The organism is Acetobacter sicerae, from assembly GCF_011516765.1.
GTDB classification, from domain to species: Bacteria; Pseudomonadota; Alphaproteobacteria; order Acetobacterales; family Acetobacteraceae; genus Acetobacter; species Acetobacter sicerae.
Genome location: NZ_JAAABN010000016.1, coordinates 35,309 through 61,040, shown reverse-complemented (window position 1 = coordinate 61,040; position 25,732 = coordinate 35,309). Strand labels below are relative to the sequence as shown.

The 25,732-nt window shown below is 58.7% G+C and carries 25 protein-coding genes; 12 read left to right on the top strand and 13 right to left on the bottom strand.

What is annotated here, in order from left to right; translation table 11 throughout:
• Nucleotides 1-74: 74 nt before the first annotated feature.
• Nucleotides 75-821 carry a UvrD-helicase domain-containing protein gene (locus tag GVI59_RS14750; RefSeq protein ID WP_242013133.1) on the bottom strand — a complete coding sequence of 249 codons (747 nt, stop codon included), beginning with the start codon at nucleotides 819-821 and terminating at the stop codon, nucleotides 75-77.
• Between the two features lie 331 nt (nucleotides 822-1,152).
• Here GVI59_RS14750 and GVI59_RS14745 point away from each other — a divergent pair, with 331 nt between their 5' ends.
• The 4 genes from GVI59_RS14745 to GVI59_RS14730 are packed head-to-tail and all read left to right on the top strand — an operon-like array spanning nucleotide 1,153 to nucleotide 6,741.
• A complete protein-coding gene (locus tag GVI59_RS14745) occupies nucleotides 1,153-1,920 on the top strand; it encodes an ImuA family protein (RefSeq protein WP_173574923.1) in 768 nt (255 codons plus the stop codon).
• On the top strand, nucleotides 1,820-3,337 hold the full coding sequence (locus GVI59_RS14740; RefSeq protein ID WP_173574922.1) for a DUF6504 family protein: 1,518 nt from the start codon (nucleotides 1,820-1,822) through the stop codon (nucleotides 3,335-3,337). The genes GVI59_RS14745 and GVI59_RS14740 overlap by 101 nt, the downstream gene beginning before the upstream one ends.
• Nucleotides 3,313-3,582 carry a hypothetical protein gene (locus GVI59_RS14735; RefSeq protein ID WP_338422108.1) on the top strand — a complete coding sequence of 90 codons (270 nt, stop codon included), beginning with the start codon at nucleotides 3,313-3,315 and terminating at the stop codon, nucleotides 3,580-3,582. Before GVI59_RS14740 ends, GVI59_RS14735 begins: the two co-directional genes overlap by 25 nt.
• A 3-nt stretch (nucleotides 3,583-3,585) precedes the next feature.
• Nucleotides 3,586-6,741: an error-prone DNA polymerase gene (locus GVI59_RS14730; protein ID WP_173574921.1), complete on the top strand. Its 3,156-nt coding sequence runs from the start codon at nucleotides 3,586-3,588 to the stop codon at nucleotides 6,739-6,741.
• A gap of 108 nt (nucleotides 6,742-6,849) precedes the next feature.
• Here GVI59_RS14730 and GVI59_RS14725 read toward each other — a convergent pair whose 3' ends face one another.
• On the bottom strand, nucleotides 6,850-7,227 hold the full coding sequence (locus tag GVI59_RS14725; protein WP_338422107.1) for a type II toxin-antitoxin system PemK/MazF family toxin: 378 nt from the start codon (nucleotides 7,225-7,227) through the stop codon (nucleotides 6,850-6,852).
• Nucleotides 7,228-7,688: 461 nt separating this feature from the next.
• Here GVI59_RS14725 and GVI59_RS14720 point away from each other — a divergent pair, with 461 nt between their 5' ends.
• Nucleotides 7,689-8,291: a recombinase family protein gene (locus GVI59_RS14720; RefSeq protein WP_146892662.1), complete on the top strand. Its 603-nt coding sequence runs from the start codon at nucleotides 7,689-7,691 to the stop codon at nucleotides 8,289-8,291.
• Between the two features lie 8 nt (nucleotides 8,292-8,299).
• Here GVI59_RS14720 and GVI59_RS14715 read toward each other — a convergent pair whose 3' ends face one another.
• The 3 genes from GVI59_RS14715 to repC all read right to left on the bottom strand — a co-directional run bounded on the left by GVI59_RS14715 (nucleotide 8,300) and on the right by repC (nucleotide 10,664).
• Entirely contained in the window at nucleotides 8,300-8,965 is a 666-nt protein-coding gene (locus tag GVI59_RS14715; protein WP_173574919.1) for a nuclease-related domain-containing protein, read from the bottom strand.
• 2 nt (nucleotides 8,966-8,967) lie between these two features.
• On the bottom strand, nucleotides 8,968-9,240 hold the full coding sequence (locus GVI59_RS14710; RefSeq protein WP_146891942.1) for a DUF2312 domain-containing protein: 273 nt from the start codon (nucleotides 9,238-9,240) through the stop codon (nucleotides 8,968-8,970).
• Nucleotides 9,241-9,302: 62 nt separating this feature from the next.
• Complete coding sequence (gene repC / locus GVI59_RS14705) at nucleotides 9,303-10,664, bottom strand: plasmid replication protein RepC (RefSeq protein WP_242013132.1); 1,362 nt, start codon at nucleotides 10,662-10,664, stop codon at nucleotides 9,303-9,305.
• 991 nt (nucleotides 10,665-11,655) lie between these two features.
• Here repC and GVI59_RS14700 point away from each other — a divergent pair.
• Together GVI59_RS14700 and GVI59_RS14695 are read left to right on the top strand one after the other, a co-directional pair.
• Entirely contained in the window at nucleotides 11,656-12,663 is a 1,008-nt protein-coding gene (locus tag GVI59_RS14700) for a thioredoxin domain-containing protein (protein ID WP_173574918.1), read from the top strand.
• On the top strand, nucleotides 12,660-13,196 hold the full coding sequence (locus GVI59_RS14695) for a hypothetical protein (RefSeq protein ID WP_173574917.1): 537 nt from the start codon (nucleotides 12,660-12,662) through the stop codon (nucleotides 13,194-13,196). Before GVI59_RS14700 ends, GVI59_RS14695 begins: the two co-directional genes overlap by 4 nt.
• Before the next feature lie 48 nt (nucleotides 13,197-13,244).
• On the opposite strand, the gene GVI59_RS14690 is transcribed toward GVI59_RS14695, so the two are convergent.
• The 8 genes from GVI59_RS14690 to GVI59_RS19075 are packed head-to-tail and all read right to left on the bottom strand — an operon-like array spanning nucleotide 13,245 to nucleotide 20,542.
• A complete protein-coding gene (locus GVI59_RS14690) occupies nucleotides 13,245-13,553 on the bottom strand; it encodes a hypothetical protein (protein ID WP_082770832.1) in 309 nt (102 codons plus the stop codon).
• 48 nt (nucleotides 13,554-13,601) lie between these two features.
• Nucleotides 13,602-14,081 carry a hypothetical protein gene (locus GVI59_RS14685; RefSeq protein WP_173574916.1) on the bottom strand — a complete coding sequence of 160 codons (480 nt, stop codon included), beginning with the start codon at nucleotides 14,079-14,081 and terminating at the stop codon, nucleotides 13,602-13,604.
• A gap of 42 nt (nucleotides 14,082-14,123) precedes the next feature.
• Nucleotides 14,124-16,454 (bottom strand): DotA/TraY family protein, encoded by a 2,331-nt coding sequence (locus tag GVI59_RS14680; RefSeq protein WP_242013131.1) that lies wholly within the window; start codon nucleotides 16,452-16,454, stop codon nucleotides 14,124-14,126.
• A 23-nt stretch (nucleotides 16,455-16,477) separates the two neighbouring features.
• Complete coding sequence (locus GVI59_RS14675; RefSeq protein WP_173574915.1) at nucleotides 16,478-17,890, bottom strand: hypothetical protein; 1,413 nt, start codon at nucleotides 17,888-17,890, stop codon at nucleotides 16,478-16,480.
• A 9-nt stretch (nucleotides 17,891-17,899) separates the two neighbouring features.
• On the bottom strand, nucleotides 17,900-19,084 hold the full coding sequence (locus GVI59_RS14670; RefSeq protein WP_173574914.1) for a hypothetical protein: 1,185 nt from the start codon (nucleotides 19,082-19,084) through the stop codon (nucleotides 17,900-17,902).
• Nucleotides 19,084-19,617 (bottom strand): hypothetical protein, encoded by a 534-nt coding sequence (locus GVI59_RS14665; RefSeq protein ID WP_173574925.1) that lies wholly within the window; start codon nucleotides 19,615-19,617, stop codon nucleotides 19,084-19,086. Before GVI59_RS14665 ends, GVI59_RS14670 begins: the two co-directional genes overlap by 1 nt.
• A 59-nt stretch (nucleotides 19,618-19,676) precedes the next feature.
• Complete coding sequence (locus tag GVI59_RS14660) at nucleotides 19,677-20,066, bottom strand: hypothetical protein (protein WP_242013130.1); 390 nt, start codon at nucleotides 20,064-20,066, stop codon at nucleotides 19,677-19,679.
• A 53-nt stretch (nucleotides 20,067-20,119) separates the two neighbouring features.
• Complete coding sequence (locus tag GVI59_RS19075; protein ID WP_061274777.1) at nucleotides 20,120-20,542, bottom strand: hypothetical protein; 423 nt, start codon at nucleotides 20,540-20,542, stop codon at nucleotides 20,120-20,122.
• Between the two features lie 201 nt (nucleotides 20,543-20,743).
• Between GVI59_RS19075 and GVI59_RS14650 the strand changes: the two genes are divergently transcribed.
• From GVI59_RS14650 to GVI59_RS14630, 5 genes are all read left to right on the top strand, one after another.
• Nucleotides 20,744-21,535: a helix-turn-helix domain-containing protein gene (locus GVI59_RS14650; RefSeq protein ID WP_169797741.1), complete on the top strand. Its 792-nt coding sequence runs from the start codon at nucleotides 20,744-20,746 to the stop codon at nucleotides 21,533-21,535.
• A gap of 297 nt (nucleotides 21,536-21,832) precedes the next feature.
• A complete protein-coding gene (locus GVI59_RS14645) occupies nucleotides 21,833-22,711 on the top strand; it encodes a hypothetical protein (protein WP_173574913.1) in 879 nt (292 codons plus the stop codon).
• A 131-nt stretch (nucleotides 22,712-22,842) separates the two neighbouring features.
• Nucleotides 22,843-23,481 carry a DotI/IcmL/TraM family protein gene (locus tag GVI59_RS14640; protein ID WP_173574912.1) on the top strand — a complete coding sequence of 213 codons (639 nt, stop codon included), beginning with the start codon at nucleotides 22,843-22,845 and terminating at the stop codon, nucleotides 23,479-23,481.
• Nucleotides 23,478-24,452 carry a DotH/IcmK family type IV secretion protein gene (locus GVI59_RS14635; protein ID WP_173574911.1) on the top strand — a complete coding sequence of 325 codons (975 nt, stop codon included), beginning with the start codon at nucleotides 23,478-23,480 and terminating at the stop codon, nucleotides 24,450-24,452. The genes GVI59_RS14640 and GVI59_RS14635 overlap by 4 nt, the downstream gene beginning before the upstream one ends.
• Nucleotides 24,452-25,696, top strand: coding sequence for a DotG/IcmE/VirB10 family protein (locus GVI59_RS14630; RefSeq protein ID WP_173574910.1), 1,245 nt, complete (start codon nucleotides 24,452-24,454; stop codon nucleotides 25,694-25,696). Before GVI59_RS14635 ends, GVI59_RS14630 begins: the two co-directional genes overlap by 1 nt.
• The last annotated feature ends 36 nt before the right edge of the window (nucleotides 25,697-25,732 follow it).

Genomic DNA, 25,732 nt, shown 5'->3' with positions numbered 1-25,732 from the left:
TCCAGCGTGTCACTCTCTATCGATATGTCGGCCCAAAGGGCGAACTTAGGGACTACGGAAAGCGCGTCCTCGGCTTAGCGTAGGATTTCGCCCCCTCCCGCAAACGACCCCAGAACCGGATCGCTGACCATCTGCGCCCAGCACAGCAGGAGGTCGTCATAATCCAGCACGCCCTGTTCCTGCTTCGCCGTGACATAGCCTGCAAAGAGCTGTTTGAGCTGGGCTTCCCAGCCCGCGCACCACGGATAGTGCTTCAGCAGAACATCGGTGAGCGGCACGCCGGAATTCACCACGCGGGAGTAGATGACCAGACACGCGCCCTTGCCGGGAAAACGCTTCTCGGTTTTGGAAAACCCCAGATCATGCCGGATCAGATTCATCAGATCGGCGGAATCCTCCCGGTCATGGATCGAGAAGGCCGGGTCCATGCCAATCTGCTGCGCATATTCCCGCAGCAGCCGCGCGCCGATGGAATGAAACGTCCCGGCCCAGGCCAGCGCGTCGGCCAGTGGGCCGGCCTTGTCCCCCAGCACCGTTTTGCAGATGCGCTCCACGCGCCGCGTCATCTCGACACTGGCCCGCCGCGAGAAGGTCAGCAGCAGGATACGGCGCGGATCGGCGCCTGAGGCGATCAGATGCGCCACCCGGTGGGCCAGCGTGTTGGTCTTGCCCGATCCGGCGCCAGCGATGACCAGCAGCGGGGATGAAACCGCCCCGCCTGCCGAGACTCCGGTCCCGTGCGTGACGGCCTGCCGCTGCGCGTCATTCAGACGGGACAGATAATCGTCGCTGTTTGGGATGGGAGAAGTCTCTGAATTCAATTCCTTAAGGTACCTTCACCAATAATTCCGGGTGGTTATGCGCCCTGCATCATGCCTGAGGCGGTGCGAATTTGCATTGACTTCCATCGCTGCATCGGAACAAATCACGAACATATAATCATGAAATGCACCTGCACAAGGGACATCGAGCCGTGAAATGACTGCTGAAACCGCGAAAAAACCCGGTCTGGAGACGCTGCGGGCCGCGATCACACGCCATGAGCCGTATAGCGCAATGGACAGCCGCGATCTTCACGCCGGGACGGTTCATTCTTGACTTAAAGCGATATTATGTTCTCTGTATGTTCTTGTTTTTGAGCGAGGACACACCATGGCCCGGAGAACAGCCGATACGCTCGCGCTCCTGCGCGACGAGATCCGCCGCATGGAACGGCATCACGCCGCAACTGAGGTCGTCACCCGTCTTCCAACAGGCTTCACCGCTCTTGATGACCGGCTGGGCGGCGGCCTGAGCCGTGGCCGCGTCCACGAGTTCCTCGGAACCGGCTGTGACCGTGCCCTGCTCGCCCGCCCCACGCGGTTTGTCGCCCACGTTCTGGCCCGGACACCGGGTCAGGTGGTGTGGCTTGCAGCACACCATCTCAACCTGCATGCGGCCGGACTGCAGGGCGCAGGCCTCGCGCCAGGACGCCTGATCTGCGTGCAGAGCGAGACCCGCGATCTGCTCCCGCTCTGCGAGGACATCCTGCGCGAGCGCCGGATAGCGGCGCTGGTCTGCGATCTCTGCGTTCCGCTGTCCCTCACCGCATCACGACGCCTGCAGCTCGCGGCCGAAAGCTCCGGCACCACGGGCTTTCTGCTCCGCCCTGCCCCGAACGGCGCAATACCGCCTCCCAGCGCCTGTGAAACCCGCTGGCGGATCGGGGCGGCGCGGCCGGTGTCGCTGAACAGCGTGATCGGACCGGAACACTGGCGCATCGAGCTGCTTCGCAGCCGGGACGGACGCCCTTTCACCTGGACATACGGATTACCCGGTCATGCGACGGATCCTCTCGATCTGGTTTCCCCTGTGGCACACGGATCTGTGGCGGCGTCGCCACCCGCAGGAGACCATCGGGACGGGGCTTGTGCTGCATGAGCACGATGGTCGGCGCCCTGTGGTGATAGCGGCCGATGTCATGGCCCGGCAGTCTGGTGTGCGTCCTGGAATGGCACTGGCCCATGCCCGGAGCCTGATCGCCGACCTCGCAGCATTTGAGGGCAACCGGGAAGCGGACGAGGCCGCTCTGGAGCGACTGGCGGCATGGTGCCTGTGGTTGTGCCCCCTGACGTCAGCGGATCCACCGGACGGCGTATGGTGCGACACCAGCGGCTGCGCCCATCTGTATGGCGGCGAGGACGCCATGCTGGCGGTTGTGCGCGAACGGCTGGAAGCGCTGGGCTATCATATCCGCCTCGCCCTTGCGGACACGCCTGGCGCTGCGCACGCGCTGGCGCGCTTCGGGCGTGAACGGGACACACTCGTTCCATCGCGCGGCACGGCTGCCGCTCTCGATCCCCTGCCCGTTGCAGCCCTGCGTCTGCCGGCCGAGACCTGCGAGGGGCTGATCCGCCTCGGGTTTACCCGGATTGGCGATCTGCGACGCACGGCCCGCGCGCCTCTGACACGGCGTTTCGGAGATCTTCTGATGCACCGGCTGGACGAGGCGCTGGGCGTCCGTCCCGAACCCATCCGTCCGGTCATTCCGCTCGATGCCATCCGCGCGCAGCGCCAGATGGTGGAACCGATCGGCACGGCCGAGGCTCTGGCAGTGGTGATCGGTGAACTGGTGGACGAGATCTCCGAGATCCTGCGCCAGCGCGGTCAGGGCGCACGGCAGCTCGATCTGGTCTGTGAGCGTGTCGATGGCACGCTCCAGCCGGTGCGCGTGGGCACCGCGTCGCCCGTCGATCAGCCGGCCCATCTGCGCCGCCTTCTGCAAGAACGGCTCGCCGTCATCGAGCCGGGTTTCGGGATCGAAGTGATGACGCTCACCGTCTCCCACCATGAAGCGCGGCAGACCACGGGCGACCAGAGTGTGCTTGAGCGCGGACAGGATGGAAGTGGCGATCTCGCCTGTCTGGTGGACCGCCTGTGCAACCGTGTCGGCGCGTCACGGGTGTTCCGCCTTACGCCACGGGCCAGCCAGATCCCCGAGCGCGCTCAGGCACAGTCCCCTGTCACACAGGATGCGGTCGAGCCGACATCCACCTTTTCTTTCGTCCGCCCCATCCGTCTGCTCGATCCGCCAAAGCCCTTACGTGTCGAGGCCGAGGCCGAAAGCGGCGCACCCCAGCGCTTTGTCTGGGACGGCCGCACGCACCGGGTGCGCGGCGCAGACGGTCCTGAGCGCATCCAGGGGGAATGGTGGCTCTCGGACAGCGAGTTTCACGCCGCCCGCGATTACTGGATTACCGAGACCGAAGATGGCGAGCGCTTCTGGCTGTATCGCCAGGGCGACGGCACGCACAGCTGGACAGGGGATGGCGCGTGGTTCCTCCACGGACTGTTCTGATGAATGGGGTAGACGAAACGAAGGAAGACCTGTCACCGGCGTCGCCGTCCGAGATCGCCGAGGCGCTGATTCATGGGCTTCGCTATGACGGCAGACGGCGCGTGCATGACGCCGACGAGCTGATGGCGCGCGTGGTGGCCGAACGTCTGGTCGAGCATCTCGAGCGCAGCGGCTTCGTGCTGTGCCGGAGACCGGCAGCCCCGCAGCCCGATGCGACGCCGCACCGGCATCCGCACGGGAGATGAGGCATGGTCTCATCCGCCTACGTGGAACTGCAGGCCTGCACGAACTTCTCGTTTCTGCGTGGCGCCAGCCATCCTGAAGACCTGTTCGCCCGTGCGGCGCGGCTTGATTATCCGGCGCTTGGTATCACCGACCACGGCACGGTCGCCGGCATCGTCCGCGCTCATGCCGCCGCACAGACCCAAGGAGTCCGGTTGCTGCCCGGCGCACGTGTGGAGCTGTGCGACGGCAGTGTTCTGCTGGCCTATCCGGTGGACCGGGCAGGCTGGGGCCAGCTGTGTCGCCTGCTGACCCTTGGCCATCGGCGCGGCGAGCGTGGACGGCTCGATCTGGCGTGGAGTGATCTGACGGGCGAGCGCGCCTCCCGCCTGCTGCTGCTGCTTTCTTCGGACGCCCCGTATGCGGTGCTGCAGGAACGACTGGATGCTCTCACGCGGATCCGCGACCATTGTGCCGGGATATGGCTCACCCTGAGCCGTCACTGGCGGGCAGGCGATACGGAACGCCTGAACACGCTGGAGCGTATGGCCGGAGCGGCTAACGTCGCGACAGTCGTGACCGGCGATGTGCTCTATCACGCGGCCGACCGCAGCGTGCTGCAGGATCTGCTCACCGCCATCCGGCACAATGTGAGCATGGACGCACTCGGCGCGCTGCGTGAGCCATGGCGGGATCGCTATCTGCGCGGCCCGACTGAAATGGCCTCGCTCTATCGGGGCCATGAAGCGGCGCTGGCGCGCTCGGGCGAGATCGTCTCTCTGTGCCGGTTCTCGCTCAGTGAACTGCGTTACCAGTATCCGTCCGAGACCGATGTGGAGGGCGAAGACTCTCAGGATACGCTGGTTCGTCTGGTGCGCGAGGCTCTCCCGTCACGCTATCCGGCCGGCGCACCGGACGATGTGCGGCGCCAGCTCACGCACGAACTCAGGCTGGTCGGTCAGCTTGGCTATGCGCCGTATTTCCTGACGGTCAACACCATTGTCCGCCATGCGCGCGCCATCGGAATCCTCTGCCAGGGACGTGGCTCGGCCGCCAACAGCGCCATCTGCTACGTCCTGGGGATCACCGCCATTGATCCGGTGCGCTCCGGTCTTCTCTTCGAGCGGTTCATCTCGGTGGAGCGTCGCGAGCCGCCCGACATCGACGTGGACTTTGACAGCGACCGGCGTGAAGAGGTCATCCAGTGGATCTACCGGCGCTACGGCCGCCAGCGGGCGGCCCTGTGCGCGACCGTGATGCGTTATCAACCCAAAGGCGCGGTGCGTGACGTCGGCAAGGCGCTGGGCCTGCCCGACGATGTGCTGGGACTGCTCTCGAAACATCTCGCATCCGCTCTGGATGATAAAGGAAAGCTCGAGACCCGTGCGCGGGAGATCGGTCTTGATCTGCGTGACCGGCGTCTGTCTCTGACGCTGTATCTCGCCCGCCAGATCCTGGGCTTTCCGCGTCAGCTGGGAACACATCCCGGTGGCTTCATCCTCACCCATGACCGGCTGGACGAACTGGTGCCGATCCAACCCGCGGCCATGGAAGATCGTCAGATCATCGTGTGGGACAAGGATGACATCGACGAACTGCGCTTCATGAAGGTCGATGTTCTCGGCCTCGGCATGCTGGGCTGTCTGCAGCGCGCCTTTGATCTTCTGGTGCGGCACGGGCGCCGCGCCTATGACATGGCGACGATCCCGCCCGAAGACGAACAGACCTACGCGATGATCGCCCGTGCCGACACGCTCGGCACCTTCCAGATCGAGAGTCGCGCCCAGATGGCGATGCTTCCGCGCACCCGCCCGCGCACCTTCTACGATCTGGTGATTCAGGTGGCGATCGTGCGGCCCGGTCCGATTCAGGGCGATATGGTCCATCCCTATCTGCGCCGCCGCGAGGGTCTCGAGCGGCCTGATTGTCCTTCACCTGCCCTGCGTCGGATCCTCGGCAAAACCCTGGGCGTGCCGCTCTTTCAGGAACAGGCGATGCAGGTGGCCATTCATTGTGCGGGCTTTAAGCCGAGTGAGGCCGATCAGCTGCGGCGCGGCATGAAGATGCGCGATCATACGGCGTCCATCGCCGATTTCCGGGAGAAGATGGTGCGCGGCATGGTGGCCAACGGCTACACGCAGGAGTTCGCCGAGCGCACCTTCCGGCAACTCGAAGGCTTTGGCTCCTACGGATTTCCCGAGAGTCACGCCGCGAGTTTCGCGCTGGTCGCCTACGCTTCTTCGTGGCTGAAATGCCATCATCCGGACGTCTTCTGCGCCGCACTGCTCAACAGTCAGCCCATGGGATTCTACGCTCCGGCCCAGATCGTCCGCGACGCACGTGAGCATGGGGTCGAGGTGCGACCGATCTGCGTGAATCAGTCCCGATGGGATTGTACGCTTGAAGGGCGCTCGGGAAGCGGGCGTCTGGCGGTTCGGCTTGGTCTGCGGCTGGTGAAAGGACTGGCGAACGCGGACGCCGCCCGTCTGATTGCCAATCGCATGCCTCTTTATGAAAGTGTCGAAGACGTCTGGCGCCGGGCGGACGTTCCAACGATCGCTCTTGAGCGTCTGGCCGAAGCGGATGCGTTTGCCAGCCTGAACTGCGATCGCCGTATGGCCCTGTGGCAGATCAAGGGGCTGGCGGATGAGCCACTCCCTCTGTTTGCAGCGGCGGATCGCGGACGTAACCGGCCTGCTCCGGAAGTCATTGAACCATCCGTCATCCTGCGCCCGATGACCGAAGGCTCGGATGTTGTGGAAGATTATCTCGCGACCGGCCTCACCCTGCGGGCGCACCCTCTGGCATTCCTGCGCGAGGGGCTTACGGAAAGAGGTATTATTCCCTGTGAGGATCTAGCGACATTACGGGACGGAACCCGCGTGGTGATTGCGGGACTGGTGCTGATGCGTCAGCGTCCCGGCACGGCAAAAGGCGTGATGTTCGTCACGATCGAGGATGAAACCGGGGTGGCCAATCTGATCCTGTGGAAAGATCGGATCGAAGCGCAACGGGCCATCGTCATGGGCGCGTCGCTGATGATCGTTCACGGCACCCTGCAGCGCGAAGGTGATGTCATGCACGTGGTTGTGCGAAACCTTGAAGACGGGACTGCGCTGCTTGGACAGATTGGAGAGAATGACCGCCGACCGGTTGCGGTCAGGGCACGGAACTTCCATTAGCCACGACATTCGCAAAGAACTTCATCATTCAGATACCGGGTATCTCTACGCTACCGGCTATCTATGGGATACCCGATATCTGAAAGCTTCCAGCTATCTCCCACAGGCTTATGTCAGGCCTATTGCCATGGCGATCTGCTGCCGAACTTCCGCCAACTCTTCGGAAGTGATCCTCGATGCCGTTGGCTCGATGCGAGCTTTGGAAGTCGTCGCCACAAGGTGCGAGACGACAACGCATCGCTTCGAACAGCCGTTCTCGTTAGTCGGCTCTATCACGACCGACAAATCCGGTATTGCCAGATCCTCGTCTTCGGTAATCGGCACCAAAATCACATTTGGATAACCCGGCGCGAACAGGTCGGTTTCCTCGACAACCACAGCCGGCCGGCGCTTGTTCGGTTCCTTTGGAAGCGCGTCGCCACGCCAGTCCGCAACGACGATCTGCCCAGGGGCCAGACCGGCAGACTTTCTTTTAGCCTTCTGCACGTGGCGTTCCCCAATCCTCGTAAAATGCAGCCGCATCGGGGTTGCTGGCCACACGCCGACCGACTGCCGCACTAGCCTCTCTAATGCGCTTCCTCTTCAGATCGCGCGCTCGCGCCTCGGCGATCTGCCTCAGAAGACGTCCCAGCCCAATGCCCATTATTTTAGCCTCGTCTTCAAGAATTTTCCTTGTAGGCGCATCCAATCTAACAGAGATCGGTGCCATCATATCAACCTCCTTTTTTAGTCTTACCTTCGACTCCCTTAATGTAGTCGCCCCAAAGAAGCGCCGCAACGCTTCCGTTCACCACGAAAGGTGGAATTACGGGGTGTCCGAAAGAGGATGGTTCAACGGACACGCGGAATAGAGAGCACCCTGAACGGTCCACCCTCGGCTCCTCAGTCTCATTTAACTGGTCCGATATTTTTTGCAGTGAAGGGAGGTCTTACGTTACACTCGCCCCATGGAACACGCTCTTATCGGGTATGCCCGATGTTCAACGGACCGACAGGATCTCACCGCCCAGAGAAACGCCCTGACGAAACTCGGGGTTAAGCCGGACCGGATCTATACCGACCATGGGTTCACCGGAACTCACAGAGCCCGCCCCGGCCTCGATCAGGCTCTCGCGGCGGTAAGAGAAGGGGACACGCTTGTTGTCCCGAAACTGGATCGCCTGGCGCGCTCAGTCCCGGATGCGCGCGCTATTGGCGAGGAACTCGCCCGAAGGGGCGTCAGGCTTCAGCTCGGCGCCACAGTACATGATCCAACCGATCCAATGGGAAAGCTCTTTTTTAATATATTAGCGACCTTCGCAGAATTTGAGGCCGACCTTATTAAGTTACGCACGCGTGAAGGAATGGCGGTCGCTCGCGCTAAAGGCAAATTACGCGGTAAAAAACCGAAACTTTCTCTACGACAGCAACGCGAATTGCGGCGCATGTACGATACGGGAGGTTATTCCATAAGCGACCTTGCTGAATTGTTCTCTGTCTCCCGCCCGACGGTCTATCGCACTCTCTCTCGGCAGCCCAGCGTCGTTCTTGACGAAACAGAAAACTGCTAGATGCAATCCTACTTTTTTACCACGAAAGCGAGATGCTCATCGCGCCGTCCCGCGTTTTGCGCGCTGTTTTCTACCAATCGCTTCCAAGCGGAATCAAGAGAACCTGAATTGAACATCGGTGCGGAGTAATTTGAGACGGATTGGATGATCGTATTGTCGATACAAACGCTCCCTCTAAGAGCGTCTCCTATCAACACATCTCCGGTAAAGACTACAAAACCTCCAATAACTACCGCTTCATCAGCTACAATCTGCCGCACAGCAGACTCATGCCGCCTGTTTTGTTTAATTGGATTGTAAAAACTTTTCGTTGTTTTTCTTGAACCGGATGTAATTACTTGTGTCCAATGTTGGTCATGTGGCTTTCCGACAATGACCCCACGAAAGTTTTTTGTTTCAACAACCGCGATGCCCCAGGGCATACGAACAAGATGGTCAATCTGTGTGAGCCCACGATCGTCTTCCAAGATCACATCATGAAGGCAGGATGTACCTAACTCATTGATGCTTCGGATAATGTTCATTTCTCCCCGTAAGCCCGCATAATCGGTATTTCCGTTACGCCGTCGCCGTCTCGTTGCCGAGGATTTGTGTTTTGGATTGACGCAGACCCTTAGGACAGTAACGCCGATCAAAGTCAGTGCAGCACCGGATATTTGAAGAATGTTGTCCATAGTTACATCCCCAGTGCGCGCTTATAAATTTGTAAAAGAGTTTCCAGTTCCTCCACCTCAGCGGGTTCTTGTTTTCGAATGCGGATAATCTGACGAATTACTTTAACATCGAAGCCAGCCGACTTCGCCTCAGAGAAAATATCCTTGATGTCTCCGGAAAGAGCTTTCCTTTCTTCCTCCAATCTTTCGACGCGCTCAATGATTGAGCGCAGCCGGTCGGCTGCGATTCCTCCAACCGCGTGGTCCTCCCGGGCGTCCTGATCGTCATGCAACATTTTTGCCGTCCTCTGGCTGTCCAGCCAGATGTTGCTGAAGCAACATGCGACCTCGTACAGCACTAATGAACAGAGGCAGATGCTTTGATCTGATCGGCTAATCCGTAGAGCGAACGATCGAGAGCAAGCTCACCCTTAGAATGGCGGGTAATCATGGCTCGCAGCAGGCCTCCTGCCGATTTTACCAGGCCCTTTGCATGTCGTGCGGCGATAACACACACCGCCACAGCGGCCTCGTACGGTCCCAGAACCGAGATCGCCTGCTTCCAAGCGTGAGTTGAGACACCGAGCGAGTTGCACAGAAGAGCTACAGCATCGAGTATTTCACGTTCGTTGGGACGATCTGTCTGACAAATGTCCCGGAGTGCGGGAACTAACTGCAGAAGGAATGTGGGGGTGACTCGAAAGCCCTTGAGCGCAGATTCAGTTGCCCGTCGTGGTTCGCAAGATCGACTACGCCCAGCTTCATGAGCCTTACCGGCGTAGCCGGTTCCGCCTACTGTAGCGTGAGCTATATGATCTGGTTTTGTAGTAGTATAGTGGGGGCGCTCGGCCGACCCCATGGGGTCACTTTCCACAGGATTGGCGGCTTGGATTGCAAATTCAAGCTCCTGTTCCATCGCCGTTAATCGAGCAAGGATCGGCTCCAAAATCTTCGGGTTGCGATCCTCCCCGCGCAACTGTGTGAGACGATTTGCTTCAAGAGCAAAGCGCTTCGCATCGGTCATCGGCAGCCCGACTTCAAGACACGTTTCAGACAAAGCGTAGATACGACGTGCTAGAGCCATTACCTCCCTGTGAAGACGACGTCCTTCCCTCCTACGTTCTTCCTGAGCGGCCGCCGCATGGGCCAATTCGGGATAGCGCCGTGAGAGCGGCGAGAGATCGATTCCATAACCATATAGCGCCTTTCTACTACCCCGTGATCGCCTGACGTAACGCTGGCCGTTCGGACTGTCCCTATGGATTATCCATCCAGCTTCCGCGAGCCCCCGCAAAAGCTCCTTCACACGGGTGCGTCCGAGATCGAATCTTTCCTGAATGTCGAGATTACGAGCTGTGCACAGCGGCTCCCCATCCTCATCAATCCAGTCTTCGAGGTCGGTCCAGCTCGAAAGATAAGCGAGCAGTTCCACCTGTTGGCATGTCAGTCCGACCGCTGACCTCGCCAAGCGGAGTACTCGTAAAATTTCCGGGCGAGCAACCCCGCTCATCGGCATCGCTTGTGCCTGCACTTGAGCAGCTAGCATCGCAGGCGTAATCCGCCGCAGCCCACCAGGAGGCTGATACGTCTCTGTAATCATTGTTTTTTTCTGTTCGCGACAAACGTGAGAATTGCCGCTTTCCTGCCTGGCGTCAGGACGCAAAAACCCATTGCAAGAAAAGCTTGCCTTTTTTGCGATTCTGTCGGAAGGTCGTGTCAACCACGATCATGACCTTCCAACAGGCTCGGCTTCGAGCTTTACGTCCTAAAGCCTCGCGAAAGCGGGGCTTTAGGCGTTTGGGGTAAGCTATTCGTTACGTCATCTCGAATCCTCCAAATCGGCCTGAGATTCGGCCATCTGTAACTTTCGGCCGACAGTGTAAAATTATCAAGTCAGGCCGAGACGATTCAGGCGTTGCCCATTGTTTCCATGGGGCATCTTCGGAGTGTGGGGGAATCATGCGACTAACAACTTCGTGGAGCGAGAATTGGCTCCAAAGGGCTACATGACTCGCGCGCGCAACACTCCGAAATTATCCGCACACATTTTTTACGATCCGTTAAGATTTATGTAGATTTGACGATGCGATTGTGATTCTTTGTTTTGACACTCAGTTTCGACATACGCTCTCTGCGTAATTGTCATAAGTCTGCAACAGTATAGTAGGGCGCATCTAGCAGTTCTGTATCACGCGTGACCGTTGTTTGTGCGCCTGTTTTCGTTATTCGTTAAGGCTCAAGCTTCGCGGGGACCACATGATACTCGACGAACTCAGGTTACGCTTCGCGCTCATTAAGGATGATTCGTCACAGAAACTATGTGCACCTTTAGCTGATGCCGTTTTTTCGCTTGCGGCGCAGGTAGAACACCTGACGTCATCTCGATCGCTTCGTCTCTCGGGTCACGACTCAATCGACGCACTGCAAAGGGCAGCTCTTCTGTGCCGCGAACACGGACAGCAGCTCCTCAAAGATTACCCGAATTCCCACCCGTTGCGACTGCGTCTCACTCTCCTCAATGAGCTTGTAAGCCAAATGCTGACGGATGAGCTTGAAGGGGAATATGAGAATGTTCCGCGAACTGCAGAGTCAAACTCCCCTCCAGGAGGCGCGTGGGAAGAGCCATTATTCTGTGTTCGGCAAGCCTAAATTTTCGCGGTGAAGTCGCATGATCGAAACGTAAAGGACATTCATATTGTCCGGAGCCCGATATGCGACCTGTTTACCTTTTTCCGTTTGCCCTTCTGGCGTGTTCATCGGCTTTCGCCCAGCAATGTGCGCAACCGCTTTCGCTGGAATCTCCATCGGAGCCCAGGCTTCCGGGGCCATCGCAGCACGGTCACGGCGACACTGATGCGATCGCTCATCTGGGGGCGCGAGGCGCAACCGTCGAGATGCAGCCAAACCTGCACGGGTTTGAAACCGGTATCGCTCACATAGGAGAAGGCGAGATCCTCGTCTTCTTCGCCCCCACAGATCACAAGGTCATCCTGAGCGGCACGTTAATACCCGTGCCTTACGACACGCTGCGTCATTATGCTGGCGGCCGTGCGCGTGATCTGGTTCCCTCACACGGGATCAGAGGCATGTTCGTCCAGGCCGGAAATCGCTTTCAGATCGTTTATGCCACTCCGGATGGTCAGGCAGCGGTCGCAGCCCGTATGTGGGACGCAACTGGCAAAGATCTCACGAAAGCCCAGATCAGGGATATACCCGGTGCGGTGCCGGCGGTGACGGTGTCTGCAAGCTCCTCCCATGCGAACACGCGGTCTGGCCTGGCAGACCTCTCAGGGGGCTCGCTGGGAGTGCCGTCAGCTCCTGAGGCCGTCATGTTTATAGATCCTCAGTGCATCTACTCCATCAGGGCGATGCGGGCGTTACAGCCTGCAATCGGTGCCGGCAGGATCCGCCTGAAAGTGGTTCCGCTATCTCTTCTCGATTACGAAGATCACGGCGCGAGCACGATCAATGCGAAGTCAATGCTGTCATTTCCCGAGGGCGAAATGGCGGAAGCATGGATAAGCGGCCGGCTTGGAGAGAAGGCCGATAATCCGTCTCCCGACAGCCCACAGAAACTTGCCCACAACAGCGAGATTGCCCGTCAGCTGGCGCTCGCCGGAACCCCGACTTTCATCTGGACACGCAGAAATGGCGAGACCGGGCGACTGGACGGCGTTCCACGTGATGTCGAGGCGTTCATCAGTTCGGTGTCACAATGAGTGCCGGAGCCGGACCAGACCGCAAGCCGCGCTTTTTCAGAAGAACACGGCAGCTTGCCCGACTTGTGATTGGTGATCCACGCAACCTGATCGCCTGGCGCGATCTGAAGAAGAACGCCTCACTGATCGAAATCCTGTGGAAGGCACTCCCAGGAAGAGGAACCTCGGTTCCCGATTTCCATATCACCGATGGAGGCCGGATCGACGTCGAAGCGACCGCCGCCACATATGGAGTGGAAGCGCGGGCGGTGACTATCTTCCTCGACCAGCGCCAGCGCCAGACATATGCGCGATCCGTCTGTGCCGGGGCACTCGATCTCGCTCTGATTGTTGCCTGGATCGTGGAGATGTCATTGTCTCGCTGGGGAGGAACGCAGCTTCTGGCTGCGCTCGAATTCGCCCCTTTCTGGTTTTTCCTGGCACTGGTGGCGTTTCAGAACGCGTGGCTCAACTGGCAGATCCGGGAACGCCACCTTGGTTCCGCAACTCAGTTTCTGGCGACGGCAGACAATCTCTTTCCCCGCAAGCCCTAGACCAAACGCCGCCAGCTCGTTGCTGGCGGCCCCATAGTCAACAAGATCTCAGAATGTACCCGGCGGTGCGCTGGCGTCTCCTCCCTCGGCACCCGTTGCCCAGGACGCATGCTCGTAGTCCTCACGACCCTGGGTGGTCCGGGGATCGTCTGGGCGCACGATTGTGCCAGCGCGATTGTAGGTCGGGGGTGTCCACACGGCCCGCGCCGACCCATAGGCCGCATTAGGATCATAACGTGCTTGTTTTGTGGGAGGCGCCTGCGGACCGTGGACGTGCGCCGCCGACGATACATTTCCAGAGCTGCACGCTGAAAGTCCGAGAGAGAGGGCAAGCGGAAGAAAGAAGGAATGTTTCACGAAAGGTCTCCTTTTTACAGGAGACCATGATGCGGGAAGAACTTGCGACTACTCTTCCAATTTTCTCAATCTGGCTTCCATGGAAAGATAGCCGCGAATTCGTCTCTCCATAGTCTCGGCTTTAGTCGCCAGTGTTTTATGCTCGTCGGTTAAGCGCCGATAATCGTCCTGCGCCGCTGCGAGAGCATGGGCCAGGCGACTTTCGCGTTCACCGGCCGCCTGACGGTCAGTCCTGAGCTGCGCCTCGCGCGCTTCCGCCCGACTGGCCCGTGTTTCCAGTGCACTGATCTTTGTTTTTTGAAAGTCGGCGTATTCCTCCCATTCGCCTACTTTTCTGTCGAGCTCTTCGGTGCGGGTATTGGCGCGGCTGAGCAGCGTTCTCAGTCGCGCAATCAGACCTGCCTGTTCCTGTACCTGATCGGCAAGTGAGGGGAGCGATCCATAAAGAGTTCTCTGGATCGCACGCTCGAGGCTGTCACTGTAGTCGCGCGACATCCGTCCCAGGATGAACCCGGTCGCGCCATTCATTCCATTCCCACCGAACATCTCAGGCTCTCCCCGTGTCCTGGATCACGCAATCTTCTTCATTGTCGTATCTATCCCATTGTTGGGGCCATGCGGTATTGCTTTTTTACCGTCTTCGGTGTTCAGCGACTGCTGGATGGACATCAGGGTGCCCGCCATGCCGACGACTGCGGCGTCCCGGCTGAACTGGTCGATGTCCACCCGGTCCACGTCGCCAAAGCCGATCATGGCCGGCACCCGTTGCGGCAGGATCGAGATCATCCGGAATGAAATGAAGGCCAGCGTCACGTGAATCATCACGAACAGGCTGACCAGCACGATCATGCCGAGGAAGTTTGTGACGATCCAGCCATTTGACAGGATCAGGCCGGCCGCGATCCCGAAACACATATGGATCAGCCACGACACTGAGTCGAAGATGAAATAACCGAGGAATAGCCCGAACAGCATCAGGACCGGGCGGAAAATGACGTTGAACAGCAGGGCGTATCCCTGTTTCGCATGCCCATGCAAACCCTCGCCGTTCATGGTCATGTGCGCAAGCATCCATAAAGGGGCCGCTATCACCGATTCACACACCATGATTAACCAGCCTGCGACAGCAAACATCCACATGACAAAAGGGATCATCGGGATGACATAGGCGATAGTCAGACCCGGCATGAGCATCGCCAGACAGCCGCCGATAATCGGCGCGCCGAAAAAGTGCATCAGCGCATGTCCGGCACCAGCGGCAAGTGCCCCGCCTGGATTTCCGCTGAGAAGCGAGGTGACGCCGATGCCAATCGTCCCGGCCGTCGAGGAGAGGATCGACGCTGTTCCCATGGTGATCAGGGAAGTGGTGATCATCCAGTTACCAAGCGACATCAGATTGCCGAACGGATCGGTCCAGTACCCATCCGTCCCGGACGGCTCAATGAATCCCGTGACGATCTGCAGAGCGTAATCGTTCAGATGCAGCGCCCGAAACAACTGGTTGAGGACGCCGGCACCGTCACCACCCGGGATCGCTCCCGAATAGAGATCCGCGTTGCCGCCTGGTGCGCTCATCCCGTCCTGCGTGGCGACCATGCTGTCGATGTTTTCCATGAATGTGTCCGCTGACTGGACGAGAGGGGCGATGTCAGAGGCGAGATAGCTACCAATTCCCGAATAGGACGGAGTGGTGATCGTCGGCGTCGCGGTCATCAGAGAAAGGGTCTGACCGTTCAGACGGGCGAATTCCAGATAATAGGCTCCTGCGCCGGTCCACCCGAGATTATCCATCTGATTGCTCGTATTAACGGAATCGCCGTTTGTCGAAATACCCCACTGATGGAGCGCAAGTGTCTGATTGTTGACCGTGTCCTGGAGCTTTGATCGCAGCTGAGCCGCCTGCGTCGTCAGCCGCGAAGTGTAATCGTTGGTCGCTTTGACTATGATGGCCATGAGCGGGGCGAGAGAGGATGTTTTCTTTGTCTCCCAGTAACTCTGCGCCACCTGCTCCACCTGACCGCGGATGTCTCCGAGCAGTACAGAATCAAGCACCTGCCTTTGCATACCCGCCTGATCGACCTGAAATCCGGCAAGATTTACGACCCCAGTATTGGGAGCCTGCAGACTGACGGAGCCACAAACTGGTGTACCATCACTGGTGCCGGCAGCCATGTCATAGGAATAGTTGATAATCCCTGTCGAACCGCCCGTGACCGACAGGACAGTCTGGCCGGTGGGTGCGACGATAAGGCTGGTGTTGTTGGAGGCGATATTCAGAAGTGCGCGGCAGAATTCATTCTTCACAAGACCTGTGACGATCCCTTTCGTGCCGGGAATAAGCGGCTGTGCGATGACCTTGCCGTCCGGACCGATCGCCTGCTTCGCTTTGTCGTAAACGACTTTTGCCATGCCAATGCCCCAGAGCGATCCCTGCACAACTACAGCCTGGGCAGCGTTGAAGCCGGTGGTCGGAAGTGGCCACATCAGCACGGCCGCGACACCAATCCGCACGATCGACATACTGGTCTGATTGTTTCCGAGAAGCTGCGAAGTCTCCGCGCCGCGATGAATGTTCATGAAATAAATATAGCTGACCACGGCCATTGCGAAGGCCATGACGAATCCCGAAAACCACCCGATCATCGTGCCGATGACTGTCGCTTCGTTTCCGATACTCGGTGCCGACGTGGTCTGACCAAACACCGGGAAGACGCTCCGGATGACCTGGGCCGCCCAGTCGTCTCCGGGATCGAGCAGATCCCATGTGACATTATAGCTGGTGCTCCCGCTTGAATCGCCGGATCCGGTCGCAACGACGGTCTGCGCCATGGCGGGCAGGGCGGCAGCCGAGAGGCACAGAAGCGTCAGAAGTGCCAGCACATGGCGACGGAAAGCAATCATGATTCGTTCTCGCGACGGTGGAATTAAGGTGACGGGCTGTTAGACGGTCCGGGACTCATCCGCTTCATGAAATCAGTCACGGCGGTGACGGCCTTCTGGACCATCTCGCGGACCTTTTCGCTCATCTCTTCCAGCGCACTGGCTCCCTCTTTTTTCCCAGGCACTTCGGCGGCGCTCTTGCCGATCTCGGCATCAATCTGATTGAATCGCTGCGTCACACTGCCTGGCATTCCCATACGCTGCCCTGTTGCCTCGGCGGCTTCCCGCCCTTTTCCGTATGCCTCCAGTTTGCTGCTTACGTTTTCCAGCTGTGCTGCGAAGGCCTGATTATTCTGCTTTTCAGTCACAAACTGACTGTGCAGATCGGCGTATTTTCCGCCCGCTTTCATTTCGGACAGCACGCCGGCCATACCGTTTGGATCGCTCCTGGCCGCGTCCGAGATCGAGGCCATGATGGAGGAGGCTGGCCGCTCTTTAATCTCACGCAACGCCTCCACGGCGTCCTTTCCCAGCCTTTCTGTCGCCTCCAGACTCTTCTCATCCCGTGCGTTATGCAGTCGTGCGCTGAAATCGGCGGCTTTTTCCATCCAGGACGGCCCAGGATTCACGGGCTGGCTTTCGATCCGTGAGCCGATCGCTTCTGCGAGCCTGGCAAATCCACCGCCCCGGATGACCCTTACCTCCTCGCGCTCCGTGGCCTCGGGCTTCTCGTCCTTTCGTTTCGGTTCCTCTTTTCCCTGGGCCGTATTCGTCTCGGCCGTGGATCGGTTTTCCGGCGCATTTTTCTCGCCGCCTGCCGTCTTTGGTCCGGTGTCCTGATGTGGATCCGGCGAGTGACTCTGCTCGGGTTTACCGGCCGCTGGTGACTCCTGATTTGGTGGATTACCGCCGCCCGGCGACGCAGAGCGGCTTGTTGAATCCGGGCCACCTTTGCTATCGCGGGGCACCTCGGCGCTATGGGTGTGCTCCGTCTCCGATTTCGCGCCGGGCTCCGGAAAGACTGTCACTTTCAGTTTGTCGATGGTGTGCGCGATGTCCGGGTGATCCGGATCCTGACGCCCCTCCACCAGTTCGCCTGCGAGGCTGCGGATCGCATTCACGACAGGCTGTTTGAGACGATGTGTCTCCTGCATCATGGCGGCCACGGCGGGCTCAGTCAGGCCTGGGTAGTGGGCGGCCCGCTCGCTCATTTCAGAGTGAAGAGGATGATCGCTCTGCAGCGTCGGTCCCAAGAGACGCTCCACATCCTGCACGGCATAGGCTACACGGGTGCGAAACTGAGGGTCGCTCTCGGCGCCCGGTTCATGGGAATCCTGACGCAGCCTCTCATACGCGGCGGCTTGTCCGGGCGCCTGCTTTTTGTATTCAGACTGAACGCGATCAAGGACCTTCAGGACGTCTTCAATGTCGCTGGTCTTCTGCATGGTTTCAGACATGGTGGGCCTCTACGGGTTGATGGTTGGGGAAGGCATCGGGGTCAGGCCGTCCCTGAAGGCAGCCTCCTCTTCCTGCGCGATGCGGGTGGCACTCATGGTCGCCTGATAGAGACCGAGCCTGTAGTTCTGCAGCGTGAGGTAATTGGACTGCGCCATTTCGGTGGCTATCTCACGCAGGAGCGAGGCAGGCGGCATTTTCTGGAGAGATGCGTTCCAGGCCACACTGGAGACACGTCGTCCGACTTCCAGAGCCATCACCTGAAGCCACGAGGCTTTCTCAAGGGGTTGCTGGCCCTGAGCCGTCATTTCCGCTTTCTGATCGCTGGTCAGCGTCACGGAAGGAACGCCGAGGGACGTGACGTAGGCCGCAACCCAGCGGGCCAGCGACATCCGGCTGTTATAGGACCGACGACGTGTCGCGACCTCCCGGCCACGAATACTCGTCATTTGTTCTCCCCTCAGCGCGGCAGGGGCAATCGGCTGTATGAGGGTCGTCGCGTAATCATTTGCCGCGTCCACTCCGCCGTCAGCTGACAGAGTATCCGATGCAAAGAAACTGGCTGCGTGCTGGTCAGCGTCGGGATTCTGGGACACCGCAGTGCAAAGCCCCGCATCAACGTCGTCCGAGGAACAGTATCGGCGAAGATGAAGCGATGTCAGGGCGTCAGAGCCCTGCGACTTGCCATAGTAGGACGGCGTGCCTTTCTTTGCCTCTCCCCGGGGATCGGTGATTTTCGTGATCGCGATGACCGCCGAACGTGACGCCTTGGACGCCGCAATGGTGGACTGCTGGGCGTCAAGGCCCGCGCAGAATTCCGGGCTCATCATGTGCTCGTCCCGGATCTCTGTTTCCTGCTGACGACGAAGGAAGCCAGCCATCGCAGCGTCCTGCGCGTCGATAAGCTGCGACTGAGCCCCCACCTGAGCCTTTGCGTAGTTGGCGGTCTGCGTGAATCCCTTCGTCAGGAGGGAGGCGACCGAATTTGGGTTTGTCAGACTGGTGAGATTCGAATCTATGCTATCTGTAAGATTCTTTGTCATCGTGTTCAGAGCGTTGCCCGTGAAGCTCTGCAGCGCCTTGATCGCGGCGACCACGGCCGCCTCACTGATCAGGGCGTGTGCTGGCCTCGGAGCGACGGCCAGGACGCAGACACAGGAAGCGGCAGCAATCGCGACTGTCTGCAGCTTACGCATCAGAAAACTCCGTCCATGACGTTGTTCAGGCTGTAACCCGACGGAAGCTGGGGAGAGCCATTGATATAAAGATCAGTCGCCCCGCTCGATGTTCCGGCGTTGACGTTAGCTAGGGTGGGACCGCCACCGCCGAAACTCAGGCTGGGACACATCAACCCGCTGCTCGACCCGAACCCCAGACCTAAATTGACGCCTGACAGGCTGAGCCCGCATTGGGTCGAACCCATGGCGTTGCTCCACGCAGACTGAGCTGCCTGACAGATCTGGCCACCGATCTGGCCCTCGACGGCCTCAAGCAGCGCCGCAGGATCCAGACCGTTGGTGATAAGGTTCAACCCGGTGCCGCTGAAAAAATTACTGAGACAGGACAGCCCGTTGACGCTGTCTGGCTGAGTTTCATAGGCATCGTTGGCCTGCACTCGCTCGTTGACTGCAGTCGCGGCCGCCTGGGTCAGCGCGGCGCATCCGGCACTTCCCGTCGAAGTCGTTGAATCGCCGGCGCCGGCCGCGGCCGTCTGAGCAAACGTCGGCATCGAAACAAAAAGCGCTGCCGCAATGACCGCTGAAGAAAGCGCAGAGGACGCAAAGCGGGTCATGCTGCCTCCTGACGTCTTTTCGGGCGGGTGATCGTCTCCAGCAGGGAAATGCGCTCCGAAGCAAGGATGCGCTGGAGAGCCTGACGACGGCTCTCGGCAATCACGCCGTGGCCGAATGGGCTATCGGGAGAAAGCAGGTCCCGCCGCCCACGAAGACCCGGTATCAATGGTTCCAGGCATCGAACAAGATCCGGCCATTCATGTGGAGCCACGGATGACAACGCGGCATGCCACGCCGCAAGCGTGGCCGGATCCCGGTCAAGTCGGCACAGTATCTCGTTGCCGCCGATGCGGCGCCAGAGATCGCCGAGCGCGTCCAGGGTAAGCGCGACATTTGGCATCGGAGGCTGTGCCCCGGCTTTCGGGACAGGCTGGGGTGTTCGCATGAGACCTTCCTCGGCTGATTACGAAGGAAGGTGCGCGCCCATCATGCGACCACTCAGCGAATTCGGCGGCGGATCGTAACTTTGTTGTGCCCCACATCAATGACATCCCCGGCCTGAGCCACCGACGATGCCAGTACCTTGTTCCATTCCCGTCCGCCCTGCCAGTCAACCGGGGCCTCGGTATCGATGTCAGGAGCAAACGTCACGGTGACCCCACGAGGAACGATCTGGCGAACGGCAAAACGCAGCGGAACTTGCCGTCCGTAACCGTTGGCCCGGCGAAAGTGGGATACAATCGGTCTGGTGCCGTCCTCTTCACTTCTGTTTTCGTCCGGTAACGGTCTCTGAGAAACAGCTCCGTCGTTGCCTGAGGGTACGGACAAAAGAGGCGGCGACTGAACAACCTGAAAAGCAGCTGGCACGACATAGCCGTTGTTAAGAGCGGCAATCATCGCGGCGGCACGGAAAATGGGCATGGATCTCGTCTCCTGATGTGACTTGGGAAGACGAGCAGGGACTCTTGCGACCTCGAAGAAATAAGTGCGCGATACGCCTCATGCCTCTTTCAGACTTTGTTGCAGATGCCGCACGCAGTATCGTGTTTTCTGCAAAGGAGCCCTCCTTTGAAGCTTAACCTGCTCAGAAAGTGAACGAGAATGTTGAATGGAAGCGAAAAGATGCAGGTCGATGCGTTGTTTGAGGGCGGTCGCTTTTATGAGACAGTGAGCGAGAAACTGGAAAAGCACCGCGAAAGCTTGCACTGGTCACAGTCGCATCTGGCCAAATTAGCCAGAATGCACATTTCGATAATCCGTGCTCTTGAAGCGGGCCGCGCTGTGTCGCTCGATACGCTCTCTACTGTATTGAGGATCTATCAGCTCGACCCAAGATCGATACTTCCGGAACAACCAGGCGAAATTACAGACATAGCAAACTACCCGGATAGCAAGTCTCTACTTAAATTATCCAAGGCAATTAAATCGTCAGAATACGCGAGGTCTATATTTCAGATAAAAAACTTTATTAATACAATAGAAGACGCAATAAAACTCGCGCCGCTTCCAATGAAAAACGCGGAAGAACATTATCGGCGTGGCGCGGTTTATGAACCAAAGACCCGCTCCGACATTCTTGAATCTTTTGGCCGTCGGGTGCGTATCTATCGGACGCTCAGGGGCTACTCGGCGAACCAGGCTGCACAGAGATCCCACACATCGCTCACGAGTTTCTCCCTTTTGGAGTCCGGGCATCGAAATCCGAGCATGGAAACCGTTTATAAGGTGGCTGAGGGATTGGCTGTCTCCGTATTTGCGCTGATTCCCGGAACCCATGACGACCAGAACGCCATGCAACTCCTCGATGTGGCAGCCTGGGCCGTGGAGGCTCAGACGCACCTTTACGCGCTTGATGACCTTGAATTCGTATTCAACAGCCTGAGGGATTCCCTCGGCGCGCCAGCGTCCATCTAAGCGCACATTGTTGCTGCAGACGTAAAAAGCGGAATCTGTGTTCCCCTTTCCCTGCAGCCCTTTAACATCTTGAAATAGACCAAAAAGGCGATAGCGCAGCCTTCGGCAAAAGCCGCGCGCTATCGCCGCATCCTGATCCCGCACGCATTCACCGACATCAAACGCCCCAAAATCTACGTGATTACCTGCATGTCATAACGGGAACATTATTTCTTGACTTCCCATTCGTGGTGCAGGAATGTTATTCCCATATTACGCACCTTCGTCTCATCATGACGATAACGTGGGGCTGGTCTTATGCGGCAGGCATCATCTGGTCAGGTTTTCAAACGAGGCACATTCGTCTGGCTTCAGGCTTACGTGACAAGCGATACTATCCGTTCCCTGTATGCGGTGCTTCGGGACATAACATTGGTTGCAACGATGCTCTCTGTTGCCACTCAGGACGTCGAGGAGGCACTCTCGCAGTGGAAATACTGTCCGCAGTCAGCCACCTATGAAACACCGGATCGAAGAGGCGCATGGTCTCGTAACGAGTTGCTTATTCTCGGACAACGATGGATGTCCGGCGATAGCGCGTCTGAAATTTCAGGTTTGCTTAATCGTTCGCCAGCCAGCGTTTCCTCGAAGAGACGTCATCTCAGCCTGCCAGCGCGGGTCAGGATTTCGAAAGTGCAGGAAGCAGAGATTCTGGCTGAAAAGCGAGGCGCCATCCCCGCTGATCCGAAGGTGATCCTGACATGGGAGCAGGCGTCACTCCTCACACCGGAGGAACGGCGTGGACGCACATGGTACATCAGGCACAGCCTCAATCGCCTGAAACTAACAGCGCATAAAGGCGGCTACAAAGTCCGCTGGCATGAAGCGGCCAACATAGAGATCGCCTACCGTCATTTCGCTTTTCAGAGTCCGACCGAGATAGCGCGGGACTTTCTGATCTCCGAGAGCGCCCTGAAGTCGCAGAGCAGCTGGGAACAGCTTCCCCCTCGAAAGGGCGAGAAGACACCCTGGTTCATCTCAGCCAAAGCAGAGCATTATATCGCCGAGCACGATTACATTCGCCGGGAATGTCTGTGCAAGGCCGGGTGCTTTTTCTGGACAACCCGAAAGGGTGGCGACCGGGTGAGCCGACGGTATCGACGGAGTGTCGCCGCCATCCACGGTATTGCCGCATAAGAACCAAAAATCTCGAAAAAAACAGCGCTGGTCGCAAGATAAGGTCGGAAGCTGCTCTCACCATTGATAGCACATGAGGGCAGAGAGATGTTTTCCGGTAATTCGACGCCCCCGTCTCAGGGAGGCGGGTCATGAAGCTGTTTAGTTCCGCAGTGACGCGGCGGCTCACCGATCCCGATTTTCAGGGCATCGTGGTGGACCGATCCCTGATGCTGAACGTCGCACTGGCTGTGGTTGTTGTCGCCTTCACCGCCCATGATGCCTATGTCCGCGCGCACCCGCCAAAGCCGCTATATTTTTTCGTAGATGGCCAGAACGCGCCGCGTCCGGCCGTGGCGCTGACAAGTCCGGTGCTCGGCCAGGACCAGCTCCTTGGCTGGGCGGTCAAATGGGCCATAGCACCGTACAATATCAATTATAGAGATTTTCCAACTCAGATGAACACGGCTGGGGCGCACTACACTCTCAACGGATGGAATACCTTTGCAAAGTCATTTATTACACAAGGGAATCTTGCGAAATTAAGAGAAGCGAAATTACTCTGCTACGCTCAGCCAACTCGGGCTGCCACTGTCCGCGCCGAAACGGTCGTGCAGGGGCATTCGCGCTATGTGGTGCAGTTCCCTTTCATCCAGACCTGTGAAAACGTAAATCAGCAAAATACGCAGATGCTAATGGCAACTGTCACGATTGATCGTGTCGAAGATCTCGATCACCCCGAAGGGCTGGCGATCGAGCAGCTTGTTGTCTCCTCGGGGAGGGAAGGATGACAATGAAACTCTTCCACTTGCTTCCGGTCGCCCTGCTTCTCCTTCCATCGCTCGCATCAGCCCAGGAGACCCCGCAAGCCGGCGCCGCGCCGGCAGCCGCCACCCCGGACCCGGCGCACGAGGCCGAAGACGACGCGGAACACGATGCCATTCCCTTCACGCCCGAGGAAATTCTCCGCCTCGGCAAGCGCCTGAAGGCCGTCAGCCGAGCGAAAGAACAGGTCAGCACGGAATTTGCGACACCGAATGCCCGTCCGGCGATCCGTGTGTCCTTTGCCCCCGGCCAGCAAACAAGTCTGATCTTTACCACCAAAGGATACCCGACTGCCCTATCTTTCGTAGATAGCACCGGCCAGCCCTGGCCAGTCGCGTGGAACACGTCCGGCAACTCAGCCAACCCGGACGGAAGCACGAACTGCGCATCCGGAAAGGGGGCCACATCAGGAAATCCCGCTGTAGAGACAACCGGTTTCTACACATGCGTCCCATTCAAAGGGTCCAATACAATCAATATAGAGCCGATTTCGCTCCAGCCGAGGGGCGGTCTTCTCGTCACCCTGCAGGGGGCGCCGAAGCCTGTTTCCTTTCTGCTGATCGCTGGGCGTGGATCCTACGATGACAACCTCACAGTCCGGATTTCTGAGGCCGGACCAAATGCGAAGGAACCAGTGGACACGCGTCCAGGAGCACCCGCAACCGGTGAGCCCTACATGAACGCGATGCTGAGTGGTGTTCCGCCAGCTTCGGCGGTGCCACTTGCTGTTGAAGGCATTTCTCCCGACGACGTGCGGGCCTGGCGGATCGGCAATGAAGTCTATCTGCGGACCCGACTTCTGCTTATGACACCCTCCTCAGACAGCATGGAACATGGTGAAGGTGGTTATACCCTCTACGCCTTTCATGAATCTCCAGTGGTCCTTCTCTCCGATGCCGGACGAACAATCTCCGCTCATATCAGGGACGCACAGTGATGAAGCTCAAATTCAGACAAGTCTTCAGCCAGGCGTCTCGCGGTGGAAACCGCCGTCTGTTCGCCATAATCGGGGGTGTAGCCACCCTGCTCGGAATTACGCTGTTCGTTTCGTCCATCCATCACAAGGAACTTCCGCGCTCGGATCCCGGCAGGCCTCCTGCCGCTAATCCTTTGCCAGGTGGTATGAATTCGAACCCACGCCAGCAGGCGTTACGCGAAGATCAGATCCAGGACGAGGCGAAGCACGCGCAGACATCCGGGCAATCCTATTCTCCGGATATAGCACCCGGAACCCCGACCCATCCCACGCATAAGCCGCCCCCGCTTGCCGTTGCTCAGGAGGTTGGCGCTGGAGATGAGGCCGATCCGAGCATGGCGAAGCCTGCAGTCGCTCCGGCTCCCCACGTGCCTTATGTCGTCCCAAGCGCGCCAGTTGTGCCCGTGCAGACCGATGCAGCGTTCCGGGCGGCTCTGCCACGCGATCCACAGCTCCAGAAGGATGCCGTTGCGGGATACAGACGAGCGATCATGGATCTTACTGCACGCCTCAACGGGCGTCTTCCTGTCACCGACGTTCTGTACGAACAGGCGGAAATGACGGGCATCCGGAAACGGGAGGCCACGGGCACTACTCCGCCCACCTCTGCCGCAACCGCAAATTCACAGGCCACTTCGACCCGCGTTCTGGTGCCTGCTGGTCGTGGGATTTTCGCTCATACGGTTTCAGCGACAAACAGCGATCTCGGCGGCGAAATCATTCTCGAAGCGGATTCCGGTCCGCTCGCGGGAGATAGAATGAAAGCTTCGGTCCGGCGCGCGGGTGGACACCTGAACAGGCTTGTTGTTCGCGTCGAACAGGTCTTTCACAAGAATGACCCCAAGCCAATCGATGTCGAGGGGATGGTTGTAGCGCCAGACACGATGGAAGCTGCTGTCGCATCAAGCGTAGATCAGCTTTATCTTGAGCGGTTTGTGCTTCCTGCTGCAGCGGCCTTCGTGCAGGGGTTAGGGCAGGCGATTGAAATGACATCGAACACCACGGGTTCAATCGGGGCGCTGGGTAACGTCAATTATGTGCAGTCACTCAATTTTCCGCAACAGCTCGGTGTCGCGGCCGGTGCCGCAGCGTCACAGGTGAACAGCGCTCTGACGCAACAGATGCCGACCCAGCCCCGCGTCAATCTCGCAGCGCAGGTCAGCGTCGGGGTGATCTTCATGTCACCTGTTATCGGGACGAAGTAATTTTTGCACGCTGGTCGCATGATGTCGGTGAATTCT